The 19230-nt window shown below is 61.5% G+C and carries 17 protein-coding genes, 1 pseudogene and 1 riboswitch; of the genes and pseudogenes, 6 read left to right on the forward strand and 12 right to left on the reverse strand.

The window, feature by feature from the left end; translation table 11 throughout:
* Positions 1-51: 51 nt before the first annotated feature.
* The 6 genes from TK42_RS07205 to TK42_RS07230 form a co-directional block, all read right to left on the reverse strand.
* Entirely contained in the window at positions 52-1047 is a 996-nt protein-coding gene (locus TK42_RS07205; RefSeq protein WP_103733913.1) for an esterase-like activity of phytase family protein, read from the reverse strand.
* Positions 1047-2951, reverse strand: a complete 1905-nt coding sequence (gene parE, locus TK42_RS07210; protein WP_005784190.1) for a DNA topoisomerase IV subunit B — start codon at positions 2949-2951, stop codon at positions 1047-1049. Before parE ends, TK42_RS07205 begins: the two co-directional genes overlap by 1 nt.
* A gap of 46 nt (positions 2952-2997) precedes the next feature.
* Positions 2998-3606: a YqiA/YcfP family alpha/beta fold hydrolase gene (locus TK42_RS07215; RefSeq protein WP_078820136.1), complete on the reverse strand. Its 609-nt coding sequence runs from the start codon at positions 3604-3606 to the stop codon at positions 2998-3000.
* 141 nt (positions 3607-3747) lie between these two features.
* Positions 3748-4542 carry a 3',5'-cyclic-AMP phosphodiesterase gene (cpdA, locus tag TK42_RS07220; protein ID WP_371920238.1) on the reverse strand — a complete coding sequence of 265 codons (795 nt, stop codon included), beginning with the start codon at positions 4540-4542 and terminating at the stop codon, positions 3748-3750.
* A 113-nt stretch (positions 4543-4655) separates the two neighbouring features.
* Positions 4656-5105, reverse strand: a complete 450-nt coding sequence (locus TK42_RS07225; RefSeq protein ID WP_003209507.1) for a DUF1249 domain-containing protein — start codon at positions 5103-5105, stop codon at positions 4656-4658.
* Positions 5096-5713 (reverse strand): NUDIX domain-containing protein, encoded by a 618-nt coding sequence (locus tag TK42_RS07230; protein WP_032878236.1) that lies wholly within the window; start codon positions 5711-5713, stop codon positions 5096-5098. Before TK42_RS07230 ends, TK42_RS07225 begins: the two co-directional genes overlap by 10 nt.
* Before the next feature lie 205 nt (positions 5714-5918).
* On the opposite strand from TK42_RS07230, the gene TK42_RS07235 reads away from it, so the two are divergent.
* Positions 5919-6665 carry an RsiV family protein gene (locus tag TK42_RS07235; RefSeq protein ID WP_032878238.1) on the forward strand — a complete coding sequence of 249 codons (747 nt, stop codon included), beginning with the start codon at positions 5919-5921 and terminating at the stop codon, positions 6663-6665.
* Here TK42_RS07235 and TK42_RS07240 read toward each other — a convergent pair.
* Positions 6634-6975 (reverse strand): annotated as a pseudogene (locus tag TK42_RS07240) (putative hydroxymethylpyrimidine transporter CytX); the annotation flags it as partial. The gene TK42_RS07235 and the pseudogene TK42_RS07240 sit on opposite strands and share 32 nt — an antisense overlap.
* 226 nt (positions 6976-7201) lie before the next feature.
* Positions 7202-9106 (reverse strand): phosphomethylpyrimidine synthase ThiC, encoded by a 1905-nt coding sequence (thiC, locus tag TK42_RS07245; protein WP_032878242.1) that lies wholly within the window; start codon positions 9104-9106, stop codon positions 7202-7204.
* 149 nt (positions 9107-9255) lie between these two features.
* Positions 9256-9361, reverse strand: a riboswitch (TPP riboswitch).
* A gap of 196 nt (positions 9362-9557) precedes the next feature.
* Here thiC and TK42_RS07250 point away from each other — a divergent pair.
* Complete coding sequence (locus tag TK42_RS07250; RefSeq protein ID WP_005784173.1) at positions 9558-10997, forward strand: TolC family outer membrane protein; 1440 nt, start codon at positions 9558-9560, stop codon at positions 10995-10997.
* Between the two features lie 123 nt (positions 10998-11120).
* On the opposite strand, the gene waaA is transcribed toward TK42_RS07250, so the two are convergent.
* Together waaA and TK42_RS07260 are read right to left on the reverse strand one after the other, a co-directional pair.
* Positions 11121-12398 carry a lipid IV(A) 3-deoxy-D-manno-octulosonic acid transferase gene (gene waaA, locus TK42_RS07255; protein WP_078820135.1) on the reverse strand — a complete coding sequence of 426 codons (1278 nt, stop codon included), beginning with the start codon at positions 12396-12398 and terminating at the stop codon, positions 11121-11123.
* Between the two features lie 23 nt (positions 12399-12421).
* Positions 12422-13312, reverse strand: coding sequence for a LysR family transcriptional regulator (locus TK42_RS07260; protein WP_032878246.1), 891 nt, complete (start codon positions 13310-13312; stop codon positions 12422-12424).
* A 103-nt stretch (positions 13313-13415) separates the two neighbouring features.
* Between TK42_RS07260 and TK42_RS07265 the strand changes: the two genes are divergently transcribed.
* From TK42_RS07265 to TK42_RS07280, 4 genes are read left to right on the forward strand one after another with little or no spacing between them, the layout of a single operon-like run.
* Positions 13416-13751 carry a multidrug efflux SMR transporter gene (locus tag TK42_RS07265; RefSeq protein ID WP_005784167.1) on the forward strand — a complete coding sequence of 112 codons (336 nt, stop codon included), beginning with the start codon at positions 13416-13418 and terminating at the stop codon, positions 13749-13751.
* Between the two features lie 55 nt (positions 13752-13806).
* Positions 13807-14982 (forward strand): FAD-binding oxidoreductase, encoded by a 1176-nt coding sequence (locus tag TK42_RS07270; RefSeq protein ID WP_032878248.1) that lies wholly within the window; start codon positions 13807-13809, stop codon positions 14980-14982.
* Positions 14979-15791, forward strand: a complete 813-nt coding sequence (locus tag TK42_RS07275) for an aldo/keto reductase (RefSeq protein WP_032878250.1) — start codon at positions 14979-14981, stop codon at positions 15789-15791. The genes TK42_RS07270 and TK42_RS07275 overlap by 4 nt, the downstream gene beginning before the upstream one ends.
* Before the next feature lie 41 nt (positions 15792-15832).
* On the forward strand, positions 15833-16801 hold the full coding sequence (locus TK42_RS07280; RefSeq protein WP_005784162.1) for a hypothetical protein: 969 nt from the start codon (positions 15833-15835) through the stop codon (positions 16799-16801).
* Between the two features lie 68 nt (positions 16802-16869).
* Here the strand turns inward: TK42_RS07280 and TK42_RS07285 are convergent, their stop codons facing one another.
* Both TK42_RS07285 and hldE read right to left on the reverse strand, forming a co-directional pair.
* Positions 16870-17805: an NAD-dependent epimerase/dehydratase family protein gene (locus tag TK42_RS07285; RefSeq protein WP_005784161.1), complete on the reverse strand. Its 936-nt coding sequence runs from the start codon at positions 17803-17805 to the stop codon at positions 16870-16872.
* A complete protein-coding gene (gene hldE / locus TK42_RS07290; RefSeq protein ID WP_005784159.1) occupies positions 17798-19222 on the reverse strand; it encodes a bifunctional D-glycero-beta-D-manno-heptose-7-phosphate kinase/D-glycero-beta-D-manno-heptose 1-phosphate adenylyltransferase HldE in 1425 nt (474 codons plus the stop codon). Before hldE ends, TK42_RS07285 begins: the two co-directional genes overlap by 8 nt.
* Positions 19223-19230 lie beyond the last annotated feature (8 nt).

Raw genomic sequence — 19230 nt, forward strand, 5'->3', positions numbered from 1 at the left:
AACGCGCAGCGGAACTGCCGCTGCGCCGGGTCAATTGAAAAAACGGCTGGCTCATGGCTGGGCGCTCCAGCCACCGGCAGGGGCGGCGAAACGATAGACCACGGGGCGTTTTTCACCATCGGCGCGGGGGCCGAAATTGTTGTCTATACCGATCCATGCACCGTCGGCGTCCAACAGCAGGGCTTCGGCCAGGCCGTAAGGCTGTGGATAACGCCGCTGCGGCGTCAGGGTCTCTTCAGCAAACGACCAACACAGCTCAACCTTGGCCGTGACTGTGTCGCGTCGGCAAATCTGGAACGCATTGCGCTCCAGGGTAAACAGCTTGCCATTGAACAGCGCCAGGTCGGCAAAGTCATTGGACACTGCCTTGGCGTTGGTAAACTGCGCCGGTTGCACTTCCTGCCCGGCCTCGCTCAACAACACGCACCGGCCATCGCAATCCCATACGCTCTGCCCGCGCTTGATCGAGATCAGGCCGCGACGCTCACGCTCGGCGGCCAGCCAGATCTGGTTGCCTTCGGGGTTCACCGCCAGTCCCTCGAACAAGGCATTGAAGTGCAGCAACATGCCACTGGCCCGCGCCTCACGCACCATGCCCGGGGCGATTTTCAACCACTCGGGCGCGCCCGTCGCAGGTACCTGCAGCACTGCAGCATGGGCTTCGCTGACAATGTAGCGGTTACCTGCGGCATCACAGCTGATGCCCTCGAAATCCAGGTCACCACCGCGAATGAACGACGCGGCCTTGGTGCGTGAACGCAGCCCCCAGGGCAAACCCGACTCGGGCACGGGCGGCACGTCAATCTTCAGAGCTTCGGCGTTCCAGGTCGGTGCGCGGGTATCCAGGCGGTAGATCTGATCATCATCGCGGTCGGAAACCGTCCACAGTTCTGCGCCACACAACGCCAGGCCCGATAGGTTACCGCCGCGCATGCCGTCCACCGGGTGCTCGGATACCAGCTTCAGCTCTGCCACGCCGGCTGCAACCACGTGGGGAGTTGCCAGTGCGCTCAACATCAGCATCGCCAGGGCGAAGCCTGTGCGCATCAGCCCAGAACCTCGGCCAGGTTGCCCTTGGATTCCAGCCAGGCTTTGCGATCCGGCGCACGCTTCTTCGCCAGCAGCATGTCCATCATTTCCGAGGTGCCGGCGAAGTCTTCCAGGGTCAGTTGCACCAGGCGCCGGGTATTGGGGTCCATGGTGGTTTCGCGCAACTGCGGTGGGTTCATTTCACCCAGGCCCTTGAATCGCGTGACCTGTGGCTTGCCGCGTTTTTTCTCGGCCACCAGGCGATCGAGGATGCCATCGCGCTCGGCTTCGTCCAGGGCGTAGAAAATCTCCTTGCCCAAATCGATGCGGTACAGCGGCGGCATGGCGACGTAGACGTGACCGGCATCCACCAATGGGCGGAAATGCTGCACGAACAACGCGCACAACAACGTAGCAATGTGCAGGCCGTCGGAGTCGGCGTCGGCGAGGATGCAGATCTTGCCGTAGCGCAGCTGGCTCATGTCCGCCGCGCCAGGGTCGACACCGATAGCGACAGCGATATTGTGCACTTCCTGGCTGGCGAGCACTTCGCTGCCGTCGACTTCCCAGGTGTTGAGGATCTTGCCGCGCAACGGCAGGATCGCCTGGAACTCTTTGTCCCGCGCTTGTTTGGCGGAACCGCCGGCAGAGTCACCTTCCACCAGGAACAGCTCGGAACGCATCGGGTCCTGCCCGGCGCAGTCGGCCAGTTTGCCGGGCAATGCCGGGCCCTGGGTGATGCGCTTGCGCTCGACTTTCTTGCTGGCCTTCAGGCGACGACCGGCGTTGTTGATCGCCAGCTCCGCCAGGGCCAGGCCCAGTTCCGGGTGCTCGTTGAGCCACAGGCTGAAGGCATCCTTGACCACACCGGAGACAAATGCCGCCGCCTCACGGGACGACAGGCGCTCTTTGGTCTGGCCGGAGAATTGCGGCTCCTGCATCTTCATCGACAGCACGAACGCGATGCGCTCCCACACGTCTTCCGGCGCCAGCTTCACGCCGCGCGGCAACAGGCTGCGGTATTCGCAGAATTCGCGCATGGCATCCAGCAAGCCCTGGCGCAAACCGTTGACATGGGTGCCGCCCTGGGCGGTGGGGATCAGGTTGACGTAGCTTTCCTGCACACTGTCGCCACCTTCGGGCAACCACAGCAACGCCCAGTCGACGGCTTCCTTATTACCGGCCAGGCTGCCGCAGAACGGCTCGTTGGGCAGGCGTTCGAAGTCGCTGACGGAGTCTTCCAGGTAGGAGCGCAGGCCATCTTCGTAATGCCATTCGACCTTCTCGCCGGTGCCTTTGTCTTCAAAGCTGACCAGCAGGCCGGGGCACAATACGGCCTTGGCCTTGAGCACATGCTTGAGCCGGCTGATGGAGAATTTCGGCGAATCGAAGTATTTCGGGTCCGGGGCGAAGTACACGCTGGTACCGGTGTTGCGCTTGCCAACGGTGCCAACCACTTCCAGGTCGGTGGCTTTATAGCCATCGGCGAAGGTCATCTGGTACTCGTTACCGTCGCGCTTGACCTTGACCCGCACTTGCGTCGACAGGGCGTTGACCACCGAAATACCCACGCCGTGCAAACCACCGGAGAACTGGTAGTTCTTGTTGGAGAACTTGCCGCCGGCGTGCAGTTTGGTGAGGATCAGCTCGACGCCCGACACGCCCTCTTCCGGGTGAATGTCCACCGGCATGCCGCGACCATCGTCGGACACTTCAAGGGAGTGATCGGCATGGAGGATGACTTGTACCGACTTCGCGTGCCCGGCCAAGGCTTCGTCGACGCTGTTGTCGATGACTTCCTGGGCAAGGTGGTTCGGCCGGCTGGTGTCGGTGTACATGCCGGGGCGTTTGCGCACCGGGTCGAGGCCCGAGAGGACTTCGATGGCGTCGGCGTTATAAGAGCTAGCGCTGGGAGTGGCCATGGGGTCTCGTCGTGAGTCGTTCGATTAAAAAGTGACCTGCGATTTTTTACAGTGACGAAAAATCGAAGGATTGATACTGATCTGCGCCAATGCCGGCAAAACTCAATAAGGCCGGCAGTTGCTCGGCGAACCCTTGGTAACCATGATCGCCACCGGCCTGGATGCGCAAGGCACAGGCTCGGTAATACGCTTGGGCGAGGCGATAATCCAGGGTTTCGTCCCCGGTCTGCAACCACACCTGATACCGCCCTGCATCCTGCGGCGCCGGTACTTCCAGCTCGGCCAGCGCTGCGACGTGATCATGGGTCAACTCCCAGGTCTCATCGGTGTAGAGGTTCTTCTGGGTGCCCAGGTAACCGTCGAACATCCGATGGGGGCTGACCGCCGGGTTGACCAGCAGCGCCTTCAGGCCATGGCGTTCGGCAAGATGGGTTGCATAGTAGCCGCCGAGTGAGCTGCCGACCAGCAGCGGCCGCCCCAGTTGGTCAATGGCCTGCTCCAATTGCAGAATCGCCTGACGCGGGTGGTGATGCAGGGCCGGCACACGCAAACGGTCGGACAGGCCAAGCTTGCCCATTACGGTGATCAACTGGCTGGCCTTGTTGGAGGCTGGCGCACTGTTGAAGCCGTGGATATACAGGATCGAAGCGGACATGCCGGGCTCTCCGTGCTTGGGCCAAAGAGGCGCAGTTTACAGGGATCGGAGTGAGGTGTGAGCACCCGATCTTCCAGACACCGCAGAACCCATGTGGGAGAGGGCTTGCCCCCTCCCACATTTGATCAGTGTTTGCAGGTCTTAATAGCCGTTGCTGCCGTAGTCGACGGTAAACGCGAAGTCCCGAAGCCGCTCTACCCCCGTCTCCAACCGCCCGTCGGCATACAGGCGCAGCCAGCGATACCCCGGCGCTTGCTCGCTGACCTGGAAATCCTCGCTGCCCGGCGCGAACTGGATGCAGGTAGACGGTGAGGCCAGCAACCGCACGCCGTTGCGCTCGCGGTCGATTTCCTGATGCACATGCCCCCAGAGCAGCGCCTTGACCTGCGGGAAGCGGTCAAGCACGGCAAACAGCGCCTCGGGATTGCGCAGGCCGATCGGCTCCATCCACGCACAGCCGATGGACACTGGATGATGGTGCAAGCACACAAGATGATGGCGGCTGGGCGCCTCGCTCAGGGCCTGGGCAAGCAATTGCAGTTGCGAATCCTGCAGGTAACCGGGCACCGAACCCGGTACTGCGGAGTCCAGCAGGGTTATGCGCCAGTTGCCCACGTCCACCACGGGCTCGAGCAAATCGCTTTGCACAGCGGCCTCGCCCATGACCTGCGGCTCGTCATGATTACCCGGGATCCAGCGCGCCGGCGCACCGATGGGCGCGGTCATGTTCCGAAATAGCTGGTACGACGCCAGTGTGCCGTCCTGGGACAAGTCGCCCGTCGCCAGCACCAGGTCAATACGCGGCTGTTGCTCGTGCACCAAGTCGATCACGCTTTGCAAGCTTGCACGGGTGTTCATGCCCAGCAGCGTACCGCCCGCTTCGGCAAACAGATGGCTGTCGGACAATTGCACCAACAACGCAGCATCAGGGTTCATGGTCGGTACGCGAGGCAAGGCGCTCTCCCTGGCAATCACAGGCATGGATAATTTGACGATTATGCTAGGGCAGGACTCAAAGAGGAAACCTGAGAAACAGGCTCAATTCACATCTAGCGCACCACTTCGAACTCATGGCCCAGGGCCAGGCAGTGGCTCAGCCATTCACCGAGGAACACATTGAGCTGTGCTTTCTCATCGGGTTGGTGCATGAACACATTCGGGTAAGGATAGATGCTGCGAAAGCGTCGCGCATGTTCGGCGCTGATCACTTCGGCCATACGCGCGTCGTGGTACACCTGCACTTCAAGTTGCGGCACCGGCAGCCAGGGCAGGCTGTGTTCCTGGCGTACGCGCAGGGTGGTGGTGTACGGGCAATTGACGATGACTTCCAGGGTCAGCACACCAAGCATCTGGTCGCCATGGGTCACGGCGATACGCCGCGCCTCAGGAGTGTGGCGCATGTCGGGAAGCAGGCGCATCAGCCGCGCATAATTGGCCTCGCAGGCGGCTTGCAGCCCGATCAGGTCAACTCGATAACGTTCCCGTGCCTTTACTGCCATAGCCCCCTCACTTCCGCGCGGTTAAGCGCAAGCCATTGCAGGGCGATGATGCTGGCTGCATTGGAAATTTTGCCGTCGCGCACCGCTTGCAGGGCGTCTTCGAATGCCCAGACGGTGACGCGGATATCTTCTGCCTCTTCTTCCAATCCATGGATGCCACCAGCACCCGTGCCGTCGCAACGGCCCAGGTACAGGTGGACAAATTCGGTACTGCCGCCGGGCGACGGGAAGTACTTGGTGATCGGCCACAGCGCGGAGAACGTCAACCCAGCTTCCTCCTCGGCCTCGCGGTGTGCAACCTCCTCCGGTTGCTCATCCTTGTCAATCAGGCCGGCGACCATCTCTACCAACCACGGGTTGCCGGCGCGGCCCATGGCGCCCACGCGGAACTGTTCGATCAGCACCACCTCGTCACGTTGCGGGTCGTAGGGCAGCACGCACACAGCGTCATGGCGAACGAAGACTTCGCGGCTGATCACGCGGCTCATGCCACCGTCGAATTTCTCGTGGCGCAGTTGCACGTGATCGAGCTTGTAGAAGCCCTGGTAGCTATTGTCGCGCTGAACGATCTCGATCTTGTTCGGCGTGGACTTCGCGGTGTCCGTCATGTGTTTCCTCTCTTTGACAAGGAGTGTGCTTGTGCAATTGGCGCCATCCTAACGCGCCGTTGCCCGTTGATGCAGCCCCTTTCCGGTTGCCGGGACCGGCGGCGGACGTCAAACTCTCCCCCATCAGTCTAGTGGCGAACTGACTGCCTTGTTGGCAGTCCAAGCGCTACTCTTTTCGCTTTCCATCGATTTACGAAGGACACACATGTCGCTTTTCAAAATCGCCTCCATGGCCTGTATTGCCTTGACCCTGGGTGCTTGCCAGAGCCTGTTCCAACCCGGCCAGCTCAAGCCGCTGGACGTCACGACCGACAAGTCGGAACAGATCAAGCCTGGCTGTGATAGCCCGGACTGCCCACTGGTGAACATCGATACCGTGCACTTCCCCGCCGACCCGCAACTCGACAGCCTGGTGGAACAGCGCCTGCTGCAGATGACCCGCACTACGCCTGGCGCCAGTGTGCCTGCCACGCTCAATGCCTATCGAGACAAGTTCCTGCGCGAATCCGCGGACCGCCACAGCATGTATCTGCAAGCCAAGGTACGCGAGCAACATGACGCACTGGTGATCGTTGAAGTGTCCAGCTACCTCGACACCGGCGTCGCTCATGGTGAGCCGGGCCGTGGTTTCATCAACTATTCACGCCTGCTGCACAAGGAGTTGAGCCTGGCCGACATGTTGCTGCCGGGCCAGGAGCAGGCATTCTGGAACACCGCGAAAGTTGCGCATAACAGTTGGTTGATCAACACCAAGATGGACCGCGATCCGGAGTTCCTGAAGAACTGGCCATTCCAGAAAACCCCGAACGTGGCCTTGACCAGTGGTGGCGTAGTACTCAAGTACAACGTTGCCACCATCGCCCCTTACGCACAGGGGCTGATCGAAATTACCATCCCCTATACGCGCCTCACGGGTGTGATCAAGCCTGAACTGATGCCTGCACGCCACTAACCCGGCCCAGAATCAACTGCAACAGCCCTGCCAGCAGCAATGCCGGCAGGGTCGCACCGACCACGCCGAACAGCGGCGCAAACACTGAGCCGATCAGCAGCAGGAAGTTCTGGTATTGCGCCAAGGGTGCAAAACAGGCAATCAAGGTACAGACCAGGCCAATGGCCAACGCCAGGTGCTCGACTTTCATACGCAACAGCATCCCACTGGACACCGCCGCCGAGTGAATATCGGCAAAGGCGTTTTCCGACTCATCGAGCAGAATCAACAGCAGCGGAATGCCGAGCCCGGCGCCCGCCAGTGCCAGCAGCCAAATCCCCCATTTGCGCAGGATTTGCCGTACAAACGTCAGCGGGCCACTGACCGCCCAAGGGTGTGATCTCTAAGGGGCACTTGTTGTTTGGGAGATCGCTATCGCGGGCAAGCCCGCTCCCACAGGGGACCGGCTGTGGACACAAAAATTGTCTACAACTCGATCAACTGTGGGAGCCGGGCTTGCCCGCGATGACGGCCGTGCAGGCACCGCCGACTCGGGATCAGACCTTCTTGTAGAGCTGACTGCCTTCGCGCTTGAACCGCTCCGCCTGCTCGGCCAACCCCTTGGCCACGTCCACATCCACCGCTTCAATACGCTGGTTGGCCGCATACTCACGCACTTCGTGAGTCACCTTCATCGAACAGAATTTCGGCCCGCACATGGAGCAGAAATGCGCCACCTTGGCCGACTCCTTCGGCAGCGTTTCGTCGTGAAACGCCCGTGCGGTGTCTGGGTCCAGGCCGAGATTGAACTGGTCTTCCCAACGGAATTCGAAGCGCGCCTTGCTCAAGGCGTTATCGCGAATCTGCGCACCCGGATGGCCCTTGGCAAGGTCTGCGGCGTGTGCGGCGATCTTGTAGGTGATGATCCCGGTCTTCACATCATCCTTGTTCGGCAAACCCAGGTGTTCCTTGGGCGTGACGTAGCAGAGCATGGCGCATCCGAACCAGCCGATCATCGCCGCGCCGATACCTGAAGTGATGTGATCGTAGCCCGGCGCGATGTCGGTGGTCAGCGGGCCGAGGGTGTAGAACGGCGCCTCGTCGCAGCACTCCAGTTGCTTGTCCATGTTCTCCTTGATCAACTGCATCGGCACATGGCCGGGGCCTTCGATCATGGTCTGCACGTCGTGCTTCCAGGCGATCTTGGTCAACTCGCCCAGGGTTTCCAGCTCGCCGAATTGCGCAGCGTCGTTGGCATCGGCCACCGAACCCGGGCGCAGGCCGTCCCCCAGGGAGAAGCTGACGTCATAGGCCTTCATGATTTCGCAGATTTCTTCGAAATGCGTGTAGGCGAAGTTTTCCTTGTGGTGGGCCAGGCACCACTTGGCCATGATCGCGCCGCCACGGCTGACAATGCCGGTCACGCGGTTGGCAGTCAGCGGTACGTAACGCAGCAACACGCCGGCGTGGATGGTGAAATAGTCCACACCCTGCTCGGCTTGCTCGATCAGGGTGTCGCGGAACAACTCCCAGGTCAGATCCTCGGCCACGCCGTCGACTTTTTCCAGGGCCTGGTAGATCGGCACGGTGCCAATTGGTACGGGCGAGTTACGGATGATCCATTCGCGGGTTTCGTGAATATGTTTGCCGGTGGACAAGTCCATGATGTTGTCCGAACCCCAGCGGATCCCCCAGGTCATTTTCGCCACTTCTTCTTCAATGGACGAACCCAAGGCGCTGTTGCCGATATTGCCGTTGATCTTCACCAGAAAGTTACGGCCGATGATCATCGGTTCCAGCTCGGTGTGGTTGATGTTGGCCGGGATAATTGCGCGGCCGCGGGCGATTTCTTCGCGCACGAATTCAGGCGTGATGATTTTCGGAATGCTGGCACCAAAGCTGTGCCCGGCATGTTGTTGCTTGAGCAGGCCGGCTGCACGGGCTTCTTCGAGCTTCATGTTTTCGCGGATGGCCACGTATTCCATCTCGGGCGTAATGATGCCTTTTCGTGCGTAGTGCATCTGGCTGACGTTGGCACCGGCCTTCGCCCGACGCGGGTTTTGCAGGTGGGCAAAGCGCAGGTAGGCCAGGTCCGGGTTATCCAGGCGTTCCTGGCCGTATTTGGAGCTCAGGCAGGACAACCGCTCGGTATCGCCCCGCTCTTCGATCCACGGCGAGCGCACATCAGCCAGGCCTTTGCGCACATCGATGATGACGTTGGGGTCGGTATAGGGGCCGGAGGTGTCGTAAACCACCACAGGGGCGTTGATTTCGCCGCCAAACTCGGTGGGGGTCACATCCAGGCTGATTTCCCGCATCGGTACGCGGATGTCGGGGCGCGAGCCCTGCACGTAGATTTTCTGCGAGCGGGTAAACGGCTGCACGGAACCGGAGTCGACCTTGGCCGATTCACTCAGGTGCACAGTATTTTTTGGTTTTGTACTTTTTATCTCAGTGCTCATCACGGGCTCTCCAACTGATCCAGGCGGTGGATTTTTGTCGGAGCGAACCTGTGACGGACGGACGCACTGGAATCAGTGCTGTGCTTGGCGCACGAAGGCTGTTCGATTGTCGAACAACATCCCGGACGAAGCACAAGAGGACTCGCCGGGTGACGAGAAATCTTGTTCCCTACGCAGGCGCTAACCTGATCAGGTTCAACGGGATCCGGTATTTACCGATCTCAGCCTTCCAACAAGGCACCCCGACAAGAACGCGGCCAGTCTAGACCATGGCATGGGCAAATTGCCAATAGCGGTGCATTCAGCGTGATGAATGGCGTGATCGTGGGATTGTTGTGCGCAGGTCCGGCAACTACACTCGGGCACTGCTTCAAGGCTTGACGCCAGGAATGGCCAGCCTTAGCCTTGAGCGCTAAATTATTGCCGTAATATTTAAATTAGGGATCGCCTCATGCTGCGCAAACTTTCACTGGCTCTTGCCGTGTCTTGTGCGACCAACGGACTGGTCTGGGCAGCTGAAGCGCCCTTGTCCACCAACACCGATCTGGTCAGCGTCTATCAGGAAGCGGCGAGCAACAACGCCGACCTGGCCGCTGCCCGCGCTCAATATGGCGCGCAAAAAGAGGTGGTGCCCCAGGCGCGCGCAGGCTTGCTGCCGAACCTGTCGGCCGGCGCCGACAGTAACAATGTGCGCACCCAGATCGACCAGCCCGCCGCCACGGCCAACCGTGACGCCCACTCCTGGCGCGCTACCCTGAGCCAGCCGCTGTTCCGCGCCGATCGCTGGTTCCAGTTGCAAGCTGCCGAAGCCGTCAACGAGCAAGCCTCGCTGCAACTGTCGGCCAGTGAGCAGAACCTGATTTTGCAAAGTGCCGAGAGCTACTTCGCCGTGCTGCGCGCCCAGGACAACCTGGCGTCGACCAAGGCCGAAGAAAATGCCTTCAAGCGTCAGCTCGACCAGTCCAATGAGCGCTTCGATGTGGGCCTGTCGGACAAGACCGACGTGCTGCAATCCCAGGCCAGCTACGACACCGCCCGGGCCAACCGCATCGTGGCCCAGCGCCAGGTAGACGACGCTTTCGAAGCGCTGATTACCCTGACCAACCGCCAATACAACTCGATCCAGGGCATCGTCCATACGCTGCCGGTGCTGCCGCCGGCGCCGAACGACGCCAAGGCCTGGGTCGAAACCGCCGGGCGTCAGAACCTCAACCTGCTGGCCAGCAATTACGCCGTGACCGCCGCCGAAGAAACCCTCAGGCAGCGCAAGGCCGGCCACCTGCCGACACTCGATGCGGTCGCGCAATACGAAAAAGGCGACAACGACGCCCTGGGGTTCAGCAACCCGAATCAGTTGCCTATCCCGTACGGTGGCGATGTGTCGCAACGCACCATCGGCCTGCGTTTGAACATCCCGATCTACAGCGGCGGCCTCACCAGTTCGCAAGTGCGCGAATCCTATTCACGCCTCGACCAGTCCGAGCAACAACGCGAGGGCCTGCGCCGCCAGGTGGTGGAAAACACCCGCAACCTGCACCGTGCAGTGAACACCGACGTGGAGCAGGTGCAGGCACGCCGTCAGTCGATCATTTCCAACCAGAGCGCGGTAGAAGCCACGGAAATCGGTTATCAGGTGGGCACGCGCAACATCGTCGATGTGCTGGACTCACAGCGCCAGCTGTATGCGTCGGTGCGTAACTACAACAACAGCCGCTACGACTACATCCTCGACAACCTGCGCTTGAAACAGGCGGCGGGCACTCTGAACCCAGGGGACCTGCAAGACCTGGCGCGCTATCTCAAGGCCGACTACAACCCGGACAAGGACTTCCTGCCGCCGGACCTGGCCAAGGCCGCTGCCGAACAGCTCAAGGCCCGCCCGGGCTATTAAGCTCACCGCATAACCAATGTGGGAGGGGGCTTGCTCCCGATAGCGCTGTGTCAGTCGCCCAATAGGTTGGCTGACCCACTGCCATCGGGAGCAAGCCCCCTCCCACATTTGATGGGCGCTGGGTCAGTGAGCGATCAATCTTTCCAAACCGTCCAAAAGGCGTTTTAACGCACCCTGGTTGGCCTGCATCACTTTCAACCCCGCCTGCGCCATCCTGCGCGCATCCTGCGGCAGTTCGAACAATTGGCGCACCGCTTCGGCCAAACCGTCTGCATCATCCACCTCTCGCAACGCCCCGGCGTCGCGCATCATCGTGCTGATTTCGAGGAAGTTGAACAGGTGCGGCCCCATGATCACAGGCTTACCCAAAGCCGCCGGCTCCAGCGGGTTGTGCCCGCCGGTCGGCACCAGGCTGCCGCCCACAAAGGCACTGTCGGCCAGGGCGTAGAGAAACAGCAGCTCACCCATGGTATCGCCGAGCAGCACCGAGGTTTGCTCGGTGACCGGCTCACCGCTGGAGCGACGCACCGTGGCAAACCCTTGTTGCACACTCAGCTCGAACATCGGGCCGAAGCGCTCCTGGTGACGCGGCACCAGAATCAGCAACGCGTTGGGATAGCTCGCCAGCAATTGGCGATGGGCAGCCAACACCACTTCGTCTTCACCCTCATGGGTACTGGCGGCGATCCACACTGGCCGGTCGCTGGCGCCCCACTGTTCACGCAGCTCAGCGGCGCGGGCCGTCAATTGGGGGTCGATGGTCAGGTCGAATTTGATCGAGCCAGTCACCTCCACCGTTTCAGGCCGTGCGCCCAGACTGCGAAAGCGCTCCGCCTCGGTTTGCGTCTGCACGGCGAACAGGCTCATTTGCGCCAGCATCGGCGCCGTCAGCTTGGCAAACCGGGCGTAGCCCTTTGCCGAACGCGCCGACAACCGTGCATTGGCCAGCGCGACCGGGATACCGCGTTGAGCGCAGGCATGGATATGGTTGGGCCATAGCTCGGTTTCCATGATCACCGCCAGCTTGGGCTGCACACGGTCGAGAAAACGCTTGGCGGCGCAAGGCAAGTCGTAGGGCAAGTAGCAATGCTGGATGCGCGGCTCATTGGCGAACAACGCCTGGATACGCTCGGAACCGGTAGGCGTCATGCAGGTGACAGTGATCGGCAGTTGCGGATACCGCGCCAGCAAAGCGCGAATCATCGGCGCGGCGGCAATGCTTTCGCCCACCGAAACGGCGTGCACCCAGATGCCGCCGGGGCGCATCACCGGCAAGCCATAGGAAAACCGTTCGCCCACACGCTTGGCATAGGCCGGTGCCTTGCGCGCGCGCAGCCATAAACGTAAGGCCACCAACGGCAGCGCCAGGTAAAACAGACAGCTGTAGAGAGTTCTATTCATGGCGGCGGAGTTTATCGGCTTTTTCAGTCGATCGCCTGCAAGCACTCGGCAAATCGTTTGGCCAGGAAGCGAGCGGCGGGCCCCAGATGCTCATCGCGCCTCCATACCAGTTCCACGACCAGCGCCGGCGGTGTCCATTCGCTGGCTAACTCGACCATCTGTTGTTGGTAGGTCGGGTATTGCACGATGTGCCGAGGCAGCCAGGCCCAGCCCAGGCCGCTCATCAGCCATTCGGCCAATACGTAGAAGCTGTCGGCGCGCCACACCAGAGGGCTGGCCGCTTCGCTGCCGGGATAGACGCTGGTCTGGGTCGACATCAGCAACTGCCGATGCTGGGCCAAATGCTGGCAAGTCACGTAAGTTTCCTTGGCCAGCGCATGATTCACCCCGCATACCGTGACCATTTCCACACTGCCCACTACCCGCCGCTCAAGGGCCTCCGGGATTTGGTCGTGATAGAACAACAACCCAAGGTCCGCCTGGCGCTCCACCAGCTTGCGCGCCACATCGCCCTGGGCGGCGCTGGACAGCTGCACTTCCAGGAGCGGGTACTGCACCGCCAGCGCCTCCAGGCTGTCGAGCACTGGCTGAAACAACATCGCCTCATCCTGGGCCAGCCGCAGGCAGGCTTCCTCGCCGCGGGTGAGGGACAGCGCCCGGCCGTTAAGCCGCTCGCATTGGCGCAGCACTTCACGTGCTTCTTCCAGCAACACGCTGCCGGCTTCGGTCAGGCGTGGCTGGCGGCCGCTACTACGTTCAAACAGGCTGACGCCCAGGTCCGCCTCCAGCAGGGCGATGCCATTGCTGACCGCCGATTGCGCCTTGCGTTGCCCGCGCGCTACGGCAGAGAACGAACGCTGCTCGGCAACGCTGACAAACAGGCGCATCTGTTCCAGATCCCACTGCACGCTCATGGTTGAACCTATCTTGAATTCGGATAGGTAATGACTTTACCGCATCTGTTGAACCTCTAGAATGCCGACCTTATCAAACCAGCTTCACCTTGAGGATTGCCCCATGAACGCCGCCTACTGCTACCTGGCCATTGCCATTTGCTCGGAAGTGATCGCCACCGTCTCCATGAAAGCGGTCAAAGGCTTGAGCACACCGATCCCGCTGCTGCTGATGATCGCGGGTTATGGCGTAGCGTTCTGGATGCTCACCCTGGTGGTGCGCACCGTGCCCGTGGGCGTGGCTTACGCGGTCTGGGCAGGGCTGGGGATTGTGATGGTCAGTGTCGCGGCGCTGTTCATCTACGGGCAGAAGCTGGATGTGCCGGCGATGCTGGGCATGGGCCTGATCGTGCTGGGCGTGGTGGTGATTCAGCTGTTCTCGAAAACCGCCGGGCACTGACCGTCACTCAACAGCCTGTATACTGCGCCTCTTGTCTTGAACACTGAGGTCGCCGATGCCATCCGTTATTTCCACCGACGTTCTGATTGTCGGCGCCGGGGTTGCCGGGCTCTGGCTCAATGCGCGCCTGCGCCGCCAGGGGTTTTCCACGGTACTGGTAGAAAGCGCCAGCCTGGGCGGCGGGCAAAGCGTGAAGTCTCAGGGGATCATTCACGGCGGTGCGAAATACGCCCTGCATGGCGCCCTCACCGGCGCCTCCGAAGCCATTGCCGACATGCCGCGGCGCTGGCGTGAAGCCCTCGCGGGTGACGGTGAGCTGGATCTGTCCGGCGTGCGCGTGTTGTCCCAAGCGCATTATTTGTGGTCCCCGGGCACCCTCGCCGGCAACCTCACCAGCTTTTTTGCCAGCAAGGCCGTGCGCGGCCGCGTTGATCAGGTCAAGGGCGAAGAGCTGCCTGCTGCCCTGCAAGACCGCCGCTTCAAGGGCAAGGTCTATCGTCTGGCGGAGTTGGTAGTGGACGTACCGAGCCTGATCGAACGCCTGGCGCAACTGGCGGGTGACGGCTTGCTCGCAGGCCAGCACATCGAGCCGTTGCTGGACGGTAATACGCTGGTGGGCTTGAAGGTCGATGGCCGCGAGATCCGTGCCCAGCGCATCGTGCTGAGCGCCGGCGCCGGCACCGCTGACCTGCTCGCGGCCCTGGGCCTGAGCCAGCCGGCCATGCAAAAGCGCCCGTTGCATATGATCATCGCCAAAGGCCCGGGCCTGAAGCCGCTGTATGCCCATTGCCTGGGCGGCGGTACCAAGCCACGCATCACCGTAACCACCCACCCGGCCGCCGATGGCAACTGGGTGTGGTACCTGGGCGGGGATATCGCCGAGGCCGATGGCGTGGCGCGTACGCCTGACGAACAAATTGCCACCGCCCAGAAAGAGCTGGCGCACCTGCTGCCCTGGATCGACATGAGCCAGACCCGGTGGGCGACCCTGCGGGTGGAGCGCGCCGAGCCGCTGCAATCGGGGCTGAGCCGGCCCGACAACGCCTTTCTGGCCGAAGACGGCCGCCTGCTGGTCGGTTGGCCGACCAAACTGGCCCTGGCACCGGACTTCGCCGACCGCGTCCTCCACGCTCTGGAGCGAGACGGCATTCGCCCCGGCGCCAGCACCCCACTGCCCGAACTGCCAAAACCGGCTATCGGCCAACCCGCCTGGGAGCAACTGTTGCCATGAGCCTGCCAACCCTGCACGACCTGCATCGCCCGTTGGGCAGCACCGGCCTGCTGGTGTCGCCATTGGGACTGGGCACCGTCAAGCTGGGCCGCGACCAGGGGGTCAAATACCCCAGCGGCTTTCAGATTCCCGGCGACGACGAGGCGCGAATGCTGCTGCGCCAGGCTCGCGAGCTGGGCATCAACCTGATCGACACCGCCCCCGCCTACGGCATGAGTGAGGAACGCCTGGGCCCGTTGCTGCGTGGCCAGCGCAACGAGTGGGTGATTGTCAGCAAGGTCGGCGAAGAGTTTGCCGATGGCGTGTCCCGTCACGACTTCAGCGCGGCCCATACGCGAATGTCGATCGAACGCAGCCTGAAACGCCTTGAAACGGATTTTATCGATTTGGTGCTGGTGCACTCCGACGGTAACGACTTGCACATCCTCAACGACTGCGAGGTTTACCAGACCCTGGCCCAACTGAAGAAGGACGGCAAGATCGGCGGTTTCGGCTTCTCCGGCAAAACCGTCGAAGGCGGCATAAAGGCCCTGGAACAGGGCGATTGCGCGATGGTCACCTACAACCTCAATGAACAGGCCGAGAAAGCCGTGATCGATTACGCGACCACCCATGGCAAGGGCATCCTGGTAAAAAAAGCCCTGGCCAGCGGTCACGTGTGCCTGGAGCCAGGAATGGATCCAATTCATGCCAGTTTCCAGCTGTTGTTTGCGCAAACGGGCGTCGCCAGTGCTATTGTCGGGACCATTAATCCGCTGCACCTGGCCCATAACGTGGCAACCGCTGCCCGAGTCATCCGTCAACTCTGATGCCGCCCACGCGGCCGACCCCGTCGCACAAAGGAGCCGACATGCCGCGTACGCTCATAAGAAAGAACCCCAGTAACTTCAAGACACTGCCGCTGCACGTAGAGGCCACCCCCGAAGGCCTGAGCTACCAGAGCGTCGGCATGCCGCTCAACTTTGCCCAGACCCTGCAACGGCGCAAGCCGGTGGAGGTGCCGGATGCCGAACGCTTCGCCCTGGAACTGGCGAACCTCGGCGTCTCGGTGCGCCTGACACTGCACTGGCAAAACAAGGATTACTGGGTGCTGGTGCGCCAGCGTCGTCAGGACCGCGGCGATGTGGTGCTCAAGCTGATCTCCGGCTACGTACCGGCCCATGAACTGAACCTGCCGCTGCACACCGCGATCCAGGAAATTGCCGAAGAGTGCCTGCTGGAGACGCCTGAAGGCTGGCTCGGCGGGCGCTTCAATGACACCTGGCTACCGGCGCCCTACTCCGCCGCCCTGCATTACCGCGAAGCCCTACCGTTTCGCCTGAGCCCCCTGTCCGGCGCCGCACGCCCGGTACGCTGCGCCACCACGCAACTGATCGAGCGCCCACGGGCCTATGTGCACCTGCCGACGGCATCGCTGCAATTGATTTATGACCTGCGCCTGGAAGTGCCAAAGGAAGCCAAGTCCCTCAGTTTGTTCCATGTGGATGAACGCCTGGAAGGTGACCAACTGGTGGCGCGCCTGGATCGTCAGCGTCCGGATCTGTACCTGATGCCATTGAAAGACGGCGAGCCGTTGGCCGAACTGTATACCGTCAAGAAAGATCAGCTGTACCCGGCCAGCACACGCGGTTTGTACCTGGCGGAAAGCTTTGCCCAGCAAGAGGGCTGGCTGGTGCGCGATGAGCGGATTCGCTGGAAGGATTGGCTGCGCCAGCAAGGCCTGGCAGAGCCGGAAAAGGACTCGAAACTCAAGCGCCTGACCGGCAAGGCGCGGCAGATGCTGCGCAAGATCGTGCCGAAGAAAAACATCAGGAGCTGATGCGCTAACCTTTCATTGAGGCGCGAGGAGGACGGTTCTCTCCACCTCGGCTCATGCAGGTAAAACCGTCAGCTGTTCAACAGGCGCTCCAGCCCCACTTTCAACGGGGTAGGCTCGGGCGGCGTGAAACTGGCCAACAACCGTTGGTTATTCGCCCTTGAATGCCGAATATCGCCCGAGCGCGCCGCTTCATATGTCACAGCAGGCAACGAGCCCAAGGCCTCTTCCAGCGCCTGCAGAACCTGCCTGAGGGTGGTGGTGCGGCTCCAGCCGACGTTAATGGCCCCCAAGGGAGCGTCTGGCACTTCAACGGCCTGCACCAGCACATTGACTAGATCTTCCACATACATGAAATCGCGGGTCTGCTCACCATCGCCGTACACGGTGATAGGCAAGCCACGCTGGGCACGCTCGCTAAAGATGCTGATCACGCCGGAGTACGGCGATGACGGATCCTGGCGGGGTCCGAAAATATTGAAGAAACGAAAAATCACCGGCTCCAGCCCATGCTGGCGGCGGTAAAAATCAAAATAGTACTCGCCAGCCAACTTGTCCGAAGCATAGGGCGTCAATGGGGCTTTAGCTGTCTGCTCGTCAATCGAAGCACCTTCACCATTGTTGCCATACACAGCTGCGCTGGAGGCAAATACCACACGCTTCACACCGGCCTTGCGCATACCTTCGCAGACATTCAAGGTGCCGACGAAATTGCTCTGATGGGTGCTGACGGGATCATCCACCGATGCTTGTACCGAAGCTACAGCCGCCAAGTGCACCACCGCCGTCACACCAACAAGGGCCCGCGCCACCTCTTCGGCATTGGCGACGTCACCTTCAAGCAGTTCGACTCGCTCGTTATCGAGCGGCAAATTGCTTCGCTTGCCAGTGGACAGGTTATCCAGCACGCGGACCCAATAGCCTCCAGCAAGCAGCGCATCAACCAAATGTGAGCCGATGAAGCCAGCGCCGCCAGTGATCAGAACCCACTTTTTAGTATCAATCATTATTACGGATCTTCTCGACGATAGCGGTGGTTGAGCTGTTTTCAACTAGGCCCAGCACTTTGACCTTACCGCCGTAGGCGCTGACGATATCCGCCCCCACGACCTGGTCGACGGTATAGTCACCACCCTTTACCAGCACGTCAGGCTTGACCTGGGCCAGCAGATTTTGCGGAGTATCCTCGGAGAAGCTGATCACCCAGTCCACCGCGCCCAGGCCCGCCAGCACCGCCATGCGCCGGTCAACACTGTTGATCGGACGGCCCGGCCCCTTCAGGCGGCTAACCGAAGCATCATCGTTGACCGCGACGATCAAGCGATCGCCTTGGGCACTCGCCTGCTCCAGGTAGGTCACATGCCCGGCGTGCAGGATGTCAAAGCAACCGTTGGTGAACACAATGCTTTCGTTATGGGCACGTGCATCGTCAATCGCCAGCAGCAACTGCTCCAGGCCCAGCACGCCGCGCTCCGAGCCTTCGGAGCGCTGGATCGCACGGCGCAACTCCGGTGCGCTGATGGCCGCGGTACCCAGCTTGCCCACCACAATGCCCGCCGCCAGGTTGGCCAGGGCCACGGCGTGGGGCAGTTCCTCACCGGCCGCGATAGACGCCGCCAGGGTGGAAATCACGGTGTCACCGGCACCGGTAACGTCGAACACTTCACGGGCCCGCGCCGGCAGGTGCATGGCCGGATGGTCAGGTCGCAGCAGGGTCATACCGTGCTCGCCACGGGTCACCAGCAAGGCGCCCAGATCAAGCTCGGCCATCAGCGCCGCGCCCTTGCTCACCAGTTCGTGCTCATCGGCACAACCGCCGACGATGGTTTCGAACTCACTGAGGTTAGGCGTCAGCAGGCTGGCGCCTCGATACACCGAGAAATCCTTGCCCTTGGGATCGGCGAGTACCGGAATGTTGCGAGCCTTGGCGGCCTGGATCAGCACCTGGTGATTCTGCAAGGCGCCTTTGCCGTAGTCGGACAATACCAGCACCTTGATACCTTCGAGCAGCGCCTCGACCTGGTCGCCGAGGGCCAGGGCGTCGGTGGCGAAGGGCTCTTCAAAATCGATACGCAGCAATTGCTGGTGACGGCTCATGACCCGCAGCTTGACGATCGTCGGCTGATGGGCGATGCGCTGGAACAGTGCACGCACGCCGGCCCCCTGCAGGCTGTTGGCCAGGCTTTCGGCAGCTTCGTCGTCGCCGGTCACACCCACCAGGGAAGCCGGGGCACCGAGGGCGGCAATATTGAGAGCGACGTTGGCAGCGCCACCCGGGCGGTCTTCGATTTGCTCGACCTTGACGACCGGTACCGGAGCCTCAGGGGAAATCCGTGAGGTACCACCATGCCAGTAACGGTCGAGCATGACATCGCCGACCACCAAGACAGCGGCTTGATTGAATCGCGGCATGGACAACTTCATGGAGCAAC

This window comes from Pseudomonas sp. GZJR-8, from assembly GCF_002916705.1.
Taxonomy (GTDB): Bacteria; Pseudomonadota; Gammaproteobacteria; order Pseudomonadales; family Pseudomonadaceae; genus Aquipseudomonas; species Aquipseudomonas synxantha_A.